This is a genomic window from Streptosporangium sp. 'caverna', from assembly GCF_003203775.1.
GTDB lineage: Bacteria > Actinomycetota > Actinomycetes > Streptosporangiales > Streptosporangiaceae > Streptosporangium > Streptosporangium subroseum.
Window position 1 is genome coordinate 8,129,421 of the sequence record NZ_CP029711.1, and the last position, 13,436, is coordinate 8,142,856.

The window sequence follows — 13,436 nt, forward strand, 5'->3', positions numbered from 1 at the left end:
GAACCCACGAAAAAGTCCTGACCACACCGGCGGTACGGGAATCCGCCAAGAGGCCCCGGCCACGTCGGCCTGGGCGGGAACCTACCAAAAGGTCCCGCCCATGCCGGTCGGGCGGGAACCCACAGAGAGGTCTCGCCCTTGTCGATGGGGCGGGAACCCACGAAGAGGTCCCGCCCACACCGGTGGGGCGGGAGCTTACGAGGAGGTCCTGACCACGAGCTCGGTGGGCATGATCACTGGTTCGACCGGTTCGCCCTCAAGGAGTCCGAGCAGCAGGCGGACCATGGCCGCGGCCTGCTCCGCGTGCGGGTTGTGGATGGTCGTCAGCGGCGGGTCGGTGTAGCGGGCGGACTCTATGTCGTCGTAGCCGACGATGGCGACGTCGTCCGGGATCCGGCGACCGGCCTGGCGGAGCGCGTGCATGGCGCCGATCGCCATCAGGTCGTTGGCGGCGAACACCGCGTCGATGTCGGGGTCGTCCGCCAGCAGCTGCCTCATCGCGACCGCGCCGGACTCGCGGGTGAAGTCACCGACCGCGATGATCGAGCGGCGGTCGGAGTCGCGGAGCACCTCGCGGTAGCCGGTCAGGCGGTCCTGACCCCCGATCATGTCCAGCGGCCCGGCGATCGTGGCGATCCGCCGCCTGCCTCGTTCGAGCAGGTGGCGCACGGCCGTGGCGGCGCCGTTCACATGGTCGGTGTCGACGTACGGCATGGCGACCGGCACCGCGGGCCTGCCGTAGGAGATGACCGGGACACGCAGCCGGGTCAGCGCGACGGGCAGCGGGTCGGCGCCGTGGCTCGACACGAGCATGACGCCGTCGACGTGCCCTCCCGCGACGTAGTTCTCCACCCGGGCGTGGCTCTCCGGCGACCCGGCCAGCAGCAGCACGACCTGCTTGTTGACGGCCTCCAGCTCGATGCTGGCGGAACGGATGACCGTGGAGAACATCGGGTCGTCGGAGAACACCCGGTGCGGGGACTCGGAGACGACCAGCGCGACGGAGTTGGTGCGCTGGGTGGCCAGGTTTCTGGCGGCGCCGTTGGGGACGTAGCCCAGCTCGTTCACGGCGCGCATGACCAGGTCACGGATGTCGGAGGTGACCGTGGTCTGTCCGTTCACCACCCTGGAGACGGTCGAGCGGGAGACCCCGGCACGGGCCGCGACCGCCTCCAAGGTAGGTCGTCTCATCTAGTTCCCCCGCAGTCCGTTCTGCTTGATGACCTCGCGGTACCACAGCGCGCTGTCCTTGAACAGGCGCCGCTGGGTGTCGAAGTCGACGTGCACGATCCCGAACCTACGCCCGTAGCCGTAGGCCCACTCGAAATTATCCAGCAAGGACCAGACCAGATATCCCCGAACGTCCGCGCCGTCGGCGATCGCGGCGTGCACCGCGCGCAGGTGATGGTCCAGGTAGCCGGTCCTGCCGACGTCGTGGACGTGGCCGTCCTCCACGACGTCCTCGAAGGCCGCGCCGTTCTCGGTGATGACCAGGCCTGCCTCCGGATAGTCGTCGGCCAGCCGTACCAGCAGGCGGGAGAGGCCGTTCGGCACGATCGGCCAGCCCATCGCGGTGGCCGGCACATCGTCGACCGAGCAGAACCGGACGTCCTCGCTGCCGGGCCACGCCTCGTCGGCGGCCTGGCCGGGCCCCGACTCGACCACGCACGGGTTGTAGTAGTTGATGCCGATCACCTCGATCGGCTGATTGATGATCTCCAGGTCCCCGGCCCGGATGTGGGTCAGGCCACCGTTGCGCTCGATCATCGCGAGCAGTTCGGCGGGATACTCCCCGCGCAGCGCGGGGTCGAGGAACTGCCGGGTGAGCAGGGTGTCGATCCGGCCGACCGCCTCCGCGTCCTCGAGCGACGCGACGGCCGCGGGGTCTCCCACCTGGGCGGGAGTGATCACCGGTGAGAGGTTGAGGGCCAGCCCGATCTCCTCGGCCCCCGCCTCGCGCAACGCCCGCGCCGCCAGCCCGTGCCCCAGCAACAGGTGGTGGGCCGCCCGGAAGGCCGCCGCCGGCTCTCGCCTGCCCGGTGCGTGCACCCCGTTTCCGTAGCCGAGGAAGGCGGCCACCCACGGTTCGTTGAGCGTGGTCCAGTGCTGGACGCGATCTCCCAGCCCCGCGTGCACGGCCCGCGCGTAGTCGGCGAAGCGGTAGGCGGTGTCGCGCTCGGGCCAGCCGCCCGCGTCCTCCAGCGCCTGGGGCAGGTCCCAGTGGTAGAGCGTGACGTAGGGCGTTATCCCCGCTTCCAGCAGCTTGTCGACCAGGCGGCTGTAGAAGTCCAGGCCGCGCGAGTTGACGAGCCCGGTTCCGTCGGCCTGGATCCTGGGCCAGGCGACGGAGAAGCGGTAGGCCGCCAGGCCCAGGTCGCTCATCAGCCGGACGTCGTCGGCATAGCGGAAGTAGTGGTCGCAGGCCACGTCACCGGTGTCTCCCCCGGCGACCTTGCCCGGCGTGCCGGAGAAGGTGTCCCAGATCGAGAGCCCCCGGCCGTCCTCCTTGGCCGCGCCCTCGATCTGGTAGGACGCGGTGGCCGCGCCCCAGACGAAATCGGCAGGGAAGTCCGCACGCCCCTCTGTAAGGGTGGCCCCCCGTGTGCTGACGACGGTCATCCCTTCACAGCTCCTTGCATGATTCCTCCGATGATCTGCTTGCCGAGAAGAGCGAACACCACGACCAGCGGCAGGGTGCCGAGCGTGGTACCCGCCAGGCCGAGCACATAGTCGTTGACGTATCCGCTGGCCAGTGTGGACAGGGCGACCTGCACCGTCGGATCCTCCGGCGTCAGGACGACCAGCGGCCAGAAGTAGTCGTTCCAGACCGACATGAAGGTGAGCATGCCGAGTACGGCCGCCGCCGGGCGGGCGGCCGGAAGCACGACGTGCCAGAACAGGCCCCAGGTGGTGCAGCCGTCGACCCGGCCGGCCTCCAGCAGCTCGGTCGGCAGTGCCCGGGAGAGGTACTGGGTCATGAAGAACACGCCGAACGCGTTGACGAGCGCGGGCACGATCAGCGCGTACATGGTGCCGGTCCACTCCAGCTTCACCATCAGCATGTAGAGCGGGATGATGCCGAGCTGGGTCGGCACCATCATGGTCGCCACGGTGAGCAGGAGCAGGGCGTTGCGTCCGCGGAAACGCAGCTTGGCGAAGGCGAACCCGGCCAATGTGGAGAAGAACATCACCGCGATCGCGACGGAGCCGGAGACCAGGACGGAGTTGAGCATCGCCAGGGCGAAGGGGACGGTGTCGAAGACGCGGGCGACGTTGGCGAAGAAGTTGCCGCCGGGCACCAGCGGCGGCGGGATGTCCGCCAGCGCCGCGTTGTCGCGGGAGGCCACCACGACGCTGTAGTAGAGCGGCAGCATCGAGAAGAACGCCACCGCGGTCAGTGTGAGGTAGGTGAGCCTGCGAGCGGCGCCGGAGCGCCGGGCCGAGGAGACGGCGGTGCGGACGCTCACGTCAGCCCTCCCTTCCCGCGACGGGTGACCAGGTAGTTGACGCCGGCGACCAGGACGATGAAGAGGAACATCATCCAGGAGATGGCCGAGGCGAAGCCGAAGTCGAGCTTGGTGAAGTTCTCGTAGATGAACAGCGAGAGCGTCTGGTACTGCCGGTCGGCCCCGCCGGTGATGCTGTAGGAGCCGAACAACAGCGGCTCGGCGAGGACCTGCATGGCGCCGATCGTCGAGGTGATGACGACGAAGACGATCGTGGGCTTGATCATCGGAATGGTGATCTTGCGAAGCTGGGTCAGCCCGCTCGCGCCGTCGATGGTGGCCGCCTCGTACAGCTCACGCGGTACGGCCTGCATGGCCGCCAGGAAGATCAGGGCGTTGTAGCCCGTCCACCGCCACATGATCATGGTGGAGATGGCGGCATGGGAGGTCAGCACCCCCTCGTTCCAGGCGACGCCCTCGACACCGAACAGCGACAGCACCCAGTTGATCATGCCGAAGTCCCGGCCGAACAGCTGGCTGAAGATGACCACCACCGCGACCACGCTGGTCACGTTGGGCAGCAGCAGCGTGATGCGGAAGAAGGTCTGCGCCCGCAGCGGCCGGTTGAGCAGATGGGCCAGCCAGATGGCCAGCAGCAGCTGCGGGGCGGTGGACAGCACCCCGATGGACAGGGTGTTGAAGGTGGCGTTCCAGAAGTAGTCGTCGGCGAGCAGCGTCCTGAAGTTGTCCAGGCCGACGAAGGTCTGCTCGTCCGACAGCAGCGTCCATTCGTGCAGGCTCACCCAGGCGGTGTAGGCCAGGGGAAACAGCCCGAACGCGGAGAAAAGCAGGAAGAACGGGGCCACATAGGCGTACGGCGACCCCTTGACGTCGAGCTGGTACGCCAGGTGGCGGCGGAGGCGACCTTGAGGTCGCACCGGCCTCTTCGGTGGGACCGCCGCCATGCGATCCGGTGCGCGGGTGGCCATGGCAGCTCCTTTCGGCGACTCGTCGGGCAGGATTCTTCGGGCGAGGGGAAGCAGGTGGCCGGCCGGTGCGAGACCGGCCGGCCGGAGGGCGACTACTTGATCCTGCTGACGTCCTTGAGCACCTGCGCCCAGGCTTCCTCGGCGTTCTGCTTGCCCTGGTCGACCCGCTGGAGGCCGTTGTTGAACGCCTGCAGGACGTCACCGGCCTTGGGGCCCGCGGGCTGCGGCTGGAGCGCCTTGGCGGCGTCGGTGAAGATCTTGCCGATCGGCGCGTTGCCGAAGTACGGGTTGACGTAGTCCTTCACCGCCGGGTCGTCGTACAGCTCGGGCAGCGACGGCAGCGCGCTGGCCTCCGTGAAGAGCTTGATCTGGCTCTCCTTGTTGGTCAGCAGGTCGATCAGCTCCGCGGCCTCCTTGGGGTGCTTGCCCTGCTTGGGCAGCGCCAGGTGGGTGCCGCCCTGGTTGCCGCCGCCGCCGGGCACCGCGGCGATGTCCCAGGTGCCCTCGCCGGGCTTCTGGTCCTTGATCGTGCCGGTCTTCCAGGCCGGGCAGACCATGGTGGCGAAGGTGCCCTTGGCGATCCCGGTGTTCCACGGCGGGGAGAAGGCCAGGAGGTTGGCCGACAGGCCGCTGTCGATCATCTTTATGCCCATGTCGTAGGCCTTGCGCACCTCGGGGTTGGTGCCGGCGACGATGTTGTACTGGGCGTCGTAGAAACCGACCGGGGCCTGCTCGACCATGGCGCGGAAGTGCTCACCGGCGCCGTCGGTGAACTTGGCTCCCTCCACCTTGGCCGCGACGAACTTCTTGCCCGTCTCGATGTAGGCGTCCCACGTCGGCCAGAGCGCCGACACCTCGTCGCGGTCGGCGGGCAGGCCGGCCTTCTTGAACAGGTCGGGGCGGTAGCACATGGCCAGGCCGCCGACGTCGGTGCCGATCCCGATGAGCGAGGTGTTGTCGTTGGAGACGCCCAGCTTCCACTTCCAGGGGAGGTACTCGCTCTCACGCTTGCCCAGCCCGTAGTCCTTGAGGTTGTAGAACTTGTCGGGCACGGGCGTGAAGGAGCCGATGTAACCGCCCTCGATGGCGACCACGTCCGCGGCCCCCGCGCCGGTGGTCAGCTGCGTGATGAGATTGGTGTGGTGGTCGTTGAACTGCGCGCGACGCTCCACGATCTCCACGTTGGGATGGGTCTTCTTGAACTCCTCGTACAGCGGCGCGTAGTGGAAGTCGCTGAACAGCCCGACGGTCAGTTTGATCTTCTCCGCCGGCTGGGAGGCCGCTCCGCTGCTCGCCGGGGCGCCACCGCCGCTGCCGCAGGCGGTGAGACCCAGGGCCAAGGCGGAAACGGCGACCATCGGGACAAGGAACCGGTGGCGTAACTTGCGCATGGAACCCTCCTAGGGTCCTCATAAGTGATCATGAAGAGAGCGCTCCCTGAGCAGATTGATGGCATCCGAGTAACGTGTCAACGACCTTCCAGATAACGATCGCCGTTATCCACCGCGGCCTATCGGGAGAGCGCTCTCCCAGAAGAGGCAATGTTTTCGCAGCTCAAAGGGCTATTAATAGCCCCAGAATGGAATTAATGGAGCGCTCCCACGATGAAAAGTCACGTTAAGGTCGCGTTTCGGTCAGGTTCCTCAGGCCGGATAAAGGGCCTTGACAGCTCACCCGAGCCCGGTCAATCTCTCTTTCAGAGAGCGCTCCCCAACGTCTCTCCTCAGGGCTCCACGCGCCGCCAGCCGCCTGCGGCGTGGATGCCGCCGTCCACGTGCAGGGTGGTCCCGGTGATGAATCCAGCCATCTCACTCGCCAGGAACACCGCGGCGGCCCCGGCCTCGGCGGGATCGCCGAGGTAACCGAGCGGTGGCAGCCGTACCGGCTCGAATGGCAGCTGATCCTCCAGCACGCGCACCCGCACGCCCTCCTCGCCGCCCGTGGGCAGCGCGTCGGGCGCGATGGCGTTCACCCGGATCCCGCGCGGGGCCAGCTCCAGCGCGAGCGAGCGGGTCAGGCTCTCCACCGCCGCCTTCATCGCCGCATAGACCGCGAACCCGGGCGCCGCCTGGTGCGCCTCGCTGGAGGTCAGGTTGACGATCGACGCGCCCGGGGACATCAGCGGCAGAAATCGCCGGATCATGGCGGTGACCTGAGTGAAGTTCTCCGCTATCAGCGTTTCCTCACCCCTGGGCGAGGTCTCGGCGAATGCCGCGTGGAACGTCCCGCCGACATTGTTGACCAGCAGGTCAACCCGTCCGAACCGCTCCCGCACCGCCTGGGCGAACACCTCCAGTGCCGCCGGATCCCGCACGTCGACGGTCAGGGTGAGCGTGTCGAACCCGTCGATCGCGTCCCTGTCACACAGCGCCAGCTCGGCGCCGAACTCCCGCAGGGTCTCCGCGATCGCCCGCCCCAGCCCCCTCGCGGCCCCTGTGACGACGGCGACCTTCCCCGTGAGGAGGATGTCCTCCGGGGTGTACGGCTTGCGCATTGCGCCTCCAGTCGGTCTCCCCGAGTGGTCTTTCCGAGCGTACGACGTGAGGGCCGCCTCGTCCCGTTGTCTCTCACACTGCCCCGGGACCACGTAGAGTCATTCGGCCGGTCGGAAAGCGGCCGGCGCGCATCCAACCAAGGAGAACCACGTGGCACTGGAGAAGCCGGAGATCGACTTCCCGGAGGGCGATCCTCCCAAGGATCTGCAGATCGTCGACATCGTCGAAGGAGACGGGCCGGAGGCCAAGCCGGGTCACCAGGTCAGCGTGCACTACGTCGGTGTGGCCTTCTCCACCGGCGAGGAGTTCGACGCGTCCTGGAACCGTGGCGACGCCTTCCAGTTCCCGCTGGGTGGCGGCAGGGTCATCGCGGGCTGGGACCAGGGTGTCGCGGGCATGAAGGTCGGCGGTCGTCGCCGCCTCACCATCCCGGCCCACCTCGGCTACGGCTCCCGCGGTGCGGGCGCCGCCATCAAGCCGGGCGAGACCCTCATCTTCGTCGTCGACCTGCTCGGCGTGAGCTGACAACCCGACAAGTTCCGTCAAATGGGCCGTCCCTCCCCTACGGGGCGGCCCATTCGACTTCCTCCGTGGCCCGTTCACGGTACGAAATGGGACGGCTCACCTGACTTCCTCCGCGGCCCGTTCGCCGTAAAGGAGGGACGGCCCATCTAACTTCCTCCGCAGCCCGCGCCCTGTACGGGACGGCTCACCTGGCTTCCTCCGCGGCCCGTTCGCCGTAGAGGAGGGACGGCCCACCTGATTTCCTCCGTAGCCCGTGCCCTGTACGGGACGGGACGGGACGGCTTATCTGACTTCCTCCGCAGCCCGTTTGCCGCACGGAACACGGGCTTCCACGGCGCTCCGCCGATCATGCGGAACACGGGCCTCACGGCGCCCCGGTAGTACTACGAAACGCGAATCGCTCCGAAGTGAGCGTTCGCTTTTCCGAAATGTCACATGTAGCTCCTAAGCTGGCCCTTGTGTTGTTGATCGACCTTGCGCGCACCTCGGCGGCCGTGACCGCCAGCTCCGCCCGGCTGGCGAAGATCGTCCATCTCGCGGAGCTGCTCGGCCGGGTCGAACCGGACGAGGCGGAGATCGCCATCGCCTATCTCTCCGGCGAGTTGCCGCAGCGCAACGTCGGCGTGGGCTGGGCCGGCCTGCAGGATCCTCCCGAGCCCCGGCTGGCGGCGACCGCCACCCTGCGCCAGGTCAACGACCTCCTGAGCCGTATCAAGGCCCAGGTCGGGCCGGGCTCCCAGACTGCCCGCAAGGCCCTGATCGTCGAGCTGTTCGGCGCCCTGACCCGCCAGGAGCAGATGTTCCTGTCCCGGCTGCTCCGCGGCGAGCTGCGGCAGGGAGCGCTGGACGGCGTGATGATCGAGGCCATCGCGAAGGCCGCCGGGCTCCCGGCCGCCGAAGTACGACGGGCGCTGACCCTCCGCGGCTGGCTGCCCGCCGTCGGCGCCGCCGCCCTGAGCGACGGGATCGCGGCGCTGCACGCCTTTCACCTGGAGGTCGGCCGCCCGGTGTCGCCGATGCTCGCGCAGAGCGCCACCTCCATCCCCGCCGCGCTGAGCAAGCTCGGCGGGCCGGTCGCGGTCGAGTGGAAGCTCGACGGAGTCCGGATCCAGGCTCACCGCTCCGGCGACGAGGTGTCCGTCTTCACCAGAACCCTCGACGACATCACCGCGCAGGTGCCCGAGCTGGTCGAGGCGGTCGGCGCCCTGCCCTCCCGGGACCTGGTCCTCGACGGGGAGGTCATCGCGCTGCGCCCCGACGGGCGCCCCGAGCCCTTCCAGATCACCTCCGGACGCGTGTCCAGCCGCACCGACGTGCCCGGCGTGCGCGGCAAGGTCCCGCTGAGCGTGTTCTTCTTCGACGCGCTACGGGTGGACGGCGCCGACCTGCTCGACCTGCCCGGTGAGGTTCGTCACGCGGCCCTGGCAGGGGCCGTGCCCGCGGAGCTGGTGACCCCCCGGCTGGTCACCGACGACGTCGCGGAGGGTGAGGCGTTCTTCAAGGACGCGATCAGGAGCGGCCACGAGGGCGTGGTGGTCAAGTCCCTGCAGACCCCCTACGCCGCCGGCCGCCGCGGGGCGGGCTGGATCAAGGTGAAGCCCAGGCACACACTCGACCTGGTCGTCCTGGCCGCCGAGTGGGGCCACGGTCGCCGCGAGGGCAAACTCTCCAACCTGCACCTGGGCGCCCGCGATCCGGGGACCGGCGGGTTCGTCATGCTCGGCAAGACCTTCAAGGGACTGACCGACGAGTTGCTGGCCTGGCAGACCGAGCGCTTCCTCGGGCTCGCGGACGGCCCCACCGACGGCTGGACGGTCGCCGTCCGCCCCGAGCTCGTCGTCGAGATCGCCTTCGACGGAGTCCAGCAGTCCAGCCGCTACCCCGGCGGCATGGCACTGCGTTTCGCCAGGGTCATCCGCTACCGTCCTGACAAGAACGCGGATCAGGCCGACACCGTGGAAATGGTGCGCGCACTCCTGCTCTGACCGGTAGCTTCGGGACGATCCGCGCGCCCCTGCTCTGACCCGCGCCTCGGAAACGATGCGTGCACCCCGCTCTGACCAGCATCGCAGAGAGAATCCGCGCGCTCCTTGACGAACGCCGTGGGATGCCGCGAGCAGCCCCTTGCATGACCAGCGCTTGGAAGACGGCGCTCATCTCCCCGCTCTGACCGGCCGTTTCTTTACCAAAACTTGCCTCACCTTTGCGACATAAACATACCTTTACTAGCTGTTTGTCGCATATTGTCAACCACATTCTGACGGACAGCACCCCCTGTGCTCCGTCAATGGGACCGGTCGGCGCGCATCCCCGCTCTCCCCCGCCCCCGCGCGGTCCTCCCATGCCTTCTCCTGATTTTGGATCGTGGTTTCCCTTGGGCCGACACATCTTCACTCCCTCTCCCGATGACGCCCCCTCCCCCGACGGGTCCACCCCGAAGAAGCCGATTCCGGGCAGGCGATACGTGATCGCTATGGCCGCCGGTTTCACAGCACTGACCGTGGCCTCGATTGCCGTCGGAATAGTCTCAAGCGGAGGAGACAGCATCTCCCGGACGGCCGCGTCCGCCGCCCTCATCGGCGCTCAGCAGACCGGCGACCCGCTCCCCCCCGCCGCCTCTGATGACGGGCCCTCTGAAAGCGTGACGGCCGTCACCGAGACAATCGAGCCGTCCGACACTCCTGAGACCACACCCCCGCCCCAGGCCACTGCCGAGGCGAGCGCCACGCCGGACGACACCGCCACCCCGGACGAATCCTCCACGCCGGACGACCCCGCGCCGTCCGATGACCCCTCCACGCCGGACGACCCTGCCACGCCGGACGACCCCGCACCGTCTGACACCGCCACCCCGGACGACCCCACACCGTCCGACGACCCCTCCACGCCGGACGAACCCACCACACCGCCGAACGACCCCACACCGTCCGACACCCCCACCACCCCGAACGACCCCGCACCGTCCGACACCGCCACCCCGGACGACCCCACACCGTCCGACGAACCCACCGCCCCAGACACCAACACACCCGATACGAAGCACCCGTCAAAGGGCGACAGGCCCGACTCTTTCAACACGAAGCACCCATCCAAGGGCGACAGATCCGACTCTTTCAACACGAAGCACCCATCCAAGGGCGACAGATCCGACTCTCCCAGCACGAAGCACCCATCCAAGGGCGACAGATCCGACTCTCCCAGGACTGACTTCAAAGCCGTCACCGAACCCGCTTCCATGTCGAAGGCCCGCGTGCTCTCGACCGGGACCTGCGGCGCCTCCTTCTACTCGGAGGGGCAGATGACGGCCAGCGGCGAGCGCTTCAACCCTGACGCGATGACCGCAGCACACAAGAGCCTGCCGCTGGACAGCAAGGTCCGGGTGACCAACCCCAGCACCGGTAAGTCAGTGATGGTCCGCATCAACGACCGCGGCCCGTATGTCGGCGGACGCTGCCTTGATCTGTCCAAGGCCGCCTTCTCCGCCATCGGCGACATCGGCGCCGGAACGATGCGGGTCAAGTACGAGGTTCTCCGCCCCTGATTCGGCCTGCCACATCGGGCGCGGATCTGGGCAAGCACTTGATGCTCCGGGCCTGCCACCCCGGGCGGTATGCGAGCGCTCAGCGGTCCGGTCCGCTGCACGGACACGGAAATGTGCGAGCGCCCGCTACGGTCCCCCCAGCGTCCCCGAGCCTCGTCTCGCCTATTTCACCAGGCGCAGCGTGAACGGGTAACGGAAGTTACCCTCGCCCAGCGCCGCCAAGCCGCCGACCACCGACAGCACCAGGCCTCCGATCCAGAGCAGGGGCGTCAGCACCACGCCCACGAACATGATCGTCAGCAGGATGGTGGCCGCGAGCATCGTCAGCTGGAAGTTGAGGGCCTCCACCGCGTGCTTGCGGACGTAGGACGAGGTCCTGCCCGCGGTGAGCAACATGATCAGCGGGCCGATCGCCAGCAGGCCGGTCAGCGGTAGCAGGTGCGCCGCCGCCGCACCTACGCGCTCCCCTCCCGTTTCCGCTCGCCCGTCGAGATGACGGCCGATCGCTACCCGGCTCATGACCGGAGGGTATGAGCCGGGACCCGCCGGATGTGCGCCGTACAGCTCGTGCATGATCGGCATGAGGTCACCGTGGACGCGGGCCGTCATCGCCCGCTCCAGGCGGTCATCGAACTCGAACCTGTCGAGTCTTCCCTCCGCGTAGGCGGCCTTGACATGATCGACCACCTGCTCCCGATCCTGGTTGCTCACCCGGAGTTCGGCATGATCGGGGCGCGAGTTTGGTGTCGGCACATTTCCGTGCCACGAGCTCGCCGCTGGTGTCGCTGTGCCTGCCATGGGACCGATAACCTTTCGTCGCCGCTATTGATCTCAATGGTCGTCGACGGCATTGTCCTTGGTCTATCCGGATAAACCCCTACAAGCCCCTGAGAGTCATCCCTGGCTCCCGCCACGGAGCGAGTACGAGAGGTATACAAGGACGTATGAGATGGCGCGATCGTTATGGGTTGAGGCGTCTGCGTGGGCCGAAGATCGCCAGGTTCGATCGTCCCGCGACCGACGCCGACATCGAGGCGCTTATCGCCTTTGCAAAGTCACGTCGCGGTGTTGAGTTCTATGTTGAGCCGGAGACATTCGCGACGGACACCACCGCGATGGCGGTCGCGGATGACGGCGAGTGGACCCGGCGTCGGGTCGGCTCACCCGCGGTGATCCGCAAGGTGGCTCGCGACCTGGCTCTTCCGGTCTATGACGTGCAACTCACCGGCTACCCGCCCCGGATGCGCGCCTACAACGAGCGTCAGAAGCGCGCCGGCAGCTGAGCGGTCATTCCGCCATGATCGCCGATTCCTCCAATAAGGCGATCACGGGGAGGAGCCAGGCCATCGTGGGGCTGCCCATCTCCTGGTCCAGCTCCTCCGGGCTGGGCATCCTCTCCTTGAGAACGTGCGGCGGGAGCAGGTGCCGCAGTGCGTGCATGAGCAGGTTCGCCATCGAGTAATCAGGGTCGATCTCGCATGCCCGCGTCAGGGCGATGCCCGCCAGCGCGGCGTCGCCCTGACGCCAGGCGGCCATGCCGAGCAGGGAGGCGGCCGGTGGAACGAATTTGGGCTCCAGCCGCCGGGTGAGGTCCTGCCACAGCCTGAGGTGGGCGTCGTCGGTGTCATCCGTGATCAGCGTCCACGCCTCGTCTCTGATCCGGATCACCGCCAGGTCCAGCCCCAGTCTGGCCGCCTGCTCGTCATCCAGTCGCCCGCCCGAGGCGTAGGCACCGATCGCCCCGCGAACCCTGGCCATCCCATCCGCGACGAACTCCGCCGCGAATCCCTCGTCGTCCTCGCATCCGGTGAGTCTGCCGTGCAGCTCTTCCGTGACACGGGCCGTGACCTCGCGCATGGCCGCCCGTGCGGGTCCGTCGACGGCATCCAGCGAGCGCTCCAGGGTTTCCCTGTCCGGCAGGGCGACCAGCCCGTGCACGATGGCCTGGGCTGCGATCGCGTTGGCTTCCTGCTCGTACGGGGTGCCGTCGCCGGGGCAGCAGTCGGTCCGCGAGCAGATATAGGACCAGTAACGGCCGTCCTCCACCCGGAGCGCGTCGACGAGCGTGAGGTCGCTCTGGCGGAACAGCTCGATGGCCACGTCCACGGCCGGGGTCACCAGCGGGCCGGGACCGTAACCGATGACGACGACCTGAGTGATCCCCTCCTTGCGGAACAGCGGGATGATCTGCCCGAGGCCCGGGGCCGCCAGCGGCAGGTCCCACCGGACCGTGAGGTGCAGCCGGCCCTTGGGAGGCTCCCCCTCCAGGCCGATCACGATCAGACTCTCTGCGGGGTGGAAGCCGAGTAGATAGGGCACGGCACCGAGGATGTCCTCCGTGGAGCCGAGCAGCAGGCGCGGTTGCGGGGCAGGTCGCGGAGTAGGCCGGCCGGATGGGGGCTGGTTGTCGGTTGTCATGGCCGAGAGCTTCGCCGGATCC

General features: G+C 68.1%; 12 protein-coding genes. 4 read left to right on the top strand and 8 right to left on the bottom strand.

Annotation, left to right across the window (positions count from 1 at the left end; translation table 11 throughout):
• Positions 1-195: 195 nt before the first annotated feature.
• The 6 genes from DKM19_RS34955 to DKM19_RS34980 all read right to left on the bottom strand — a co-directional run bounded on the left by DKM19_RS34955 (position 196) and on the right by DKM19_RS34980 (position 6,929).
• Entirely contained in the window at positions 196-1,191 is a 996-nt protein-coding gene (locus tag DKM19_RS34955) for a LacI family DNA-binding transcriptional regulator (RefSeq protein ID WP_110701707.1), read from the bottom strand.
• Positions 1,192-2,619 (bottom strand): GH1 family beta-glucosidase, encoded by a 1,428-nt coding sequence (locus DKM19_RS34960; protein WP_110701709.1) that lies wholly within the window; start codon positions 2,617-2,619, stop codon positions 1,192-1,194.
• Positions 2,616-3,467 carry a carbohydrate ABC transporter permease gene (locus DKM19_RS34965; RefSeq protein WP_110701711.1) on the bottom strand — a complete coding sequence of 284 codons (852 nt, stop codon included), beginning with the start codon at positions 3,465-3,467 and terminating at the stop codon, positions 2,616-2,618. The genes DKM19_RS34960 and DKM19_RS34965 overlap by 4 nt, the downstream gene beginning before the upstream one ends.
• Positions 3,464-4,435: a carbohydrate ABC transporter permease gene (locus DKM19_RS34970; RefSeq protein ID WP_110701713.1), complete on the bottom strand. Its 972-nt coding sequence runs from the start codon at positions 4,433-4,435 to the stop codon at positions 3,464-3,466. The genes DKM19_RS34965 and DKM19_RS34970 overlap by 4 nt, the downstream gene beginning before the upstream one ends.
• 92 nt (positions 4,436-4,527) lie before the next feature.
• Positions 4,528-5,826, bottom strand: a complete 1,299-nt coding sequence (locus DKM19_RS34975; protein ID WP_110701715.1) for an ABC transporter substrate-binding protein — start codon at positions 5,824-5,826, stop codon at positions 4,528-4,530.
• A 332-nt stretch (positions 5,827-6,158) separates the two neighbouring features.
• Entirely contained in the window at positions 6,159-6,929 is a 771-nt protein-coding gene (locus DKM19_RS34980) for an SDR family NAD(P)-dependent oxidoreductase (RefSeq protein WP_089207684.1), read from the bottom strand.
• Between the two features lie 151 nt (positions 6,930-7,080).
• Between DKM19_RS34980 and DKM19_RS34985 the strand changes: the two genes are divergently transcribed.
• The 3 genes from DKM19_RS34985 (at position 7,081) to DKM19_RS52170 (ending at position 10,996) form a co-directional block, all read left to right on the top strand.
• Positions 7,081-7,455: an FKBP-type peptidyl-prolyl cis-trans isomerase gene (locus DKM19_RS34985; protein WP_089207683.1), complete on the top strand. Its 375-nt coding sequence runs from the start codon at positions 7,081-7,083 to the stop codon at positions 7,453-7,455.
• A 458-nt stretch (positions 7,456-7,913) separates the two neighbouring features.
• Positions 7,914-9,440 (top strand): ATP-dependent DNA ligase, encoded by a 1,527-nt coding sequence (locus tag DKM19_RS34990; RefSeq protein ID WP_110701717.1) that lies wholly within the window; start codon positions 7,914-7,916, stop codon positions 9,438-9,440.
• Positions 9,441-10,096: 656 nt separating this feature from the next.
• A complete protein-coding gene (locus DKM19_RS52170) occupies positions 10,097-10,996 on the top strand; it encodes a septal ring lytic transglycosylase RlpA family protein (protein ID WP_239513742.1) in 900 nt (299 codons plus the stop codon).
• Between the two features lie 162 nt (positions 10,997-11,158).
• Here DKM19_RS52170 and DKM19_RS35000 read toward each other — a convergent pair whose 3' ends face one another.
• Positions 11,159-11,707: a DUF1707 and DUF4870 domain-containing protein gene (locus DKM19_RS35000; RefSeq protein ID WP_239513743.1), complete on the bottom strand. Its 549-nt coding sequence runs from the start codon at positions 11,705-11,707 to the stop codon at positions 11,159-11,161.
• Positions 11,708-11,940: 233 nt separating this feature from the next.
• On the opposite strand from DKM19_RS35000, the gene DKM19_RS35005 reads away from it, so the two are divergent.
• Complete coding sequence (locus tag DKM19_RS35005) at positions 11,941-12,279, top strand: hypothetical protein (protein ID WP_089207679.1); 339 nt, start codon at positions 11,941-11,943, stop codon at positions 12,277-12,279.
• Positions 12,280-12,283: 4 nt separating this feature from the next.
• On the opposite strand, the gene DKM19_RS35010 is transcribed toward DKM19_RS35005, so the two are convergent.
• The gene (locus tag DKM19_RS35010; RefSeq protein WP_110706209.1) at positions 12,284-13,414 is read right to left on the bottom strand and encodes a DUF4192 domain-containing protein; all 1,131 of its coding nucleotides are present in this window, start codon (positions 13,412-13,414) and stop codon (positions 12,284-12,286) included.
• Positions 13,415-13,436: the final 22 nt, after the last annotated feature.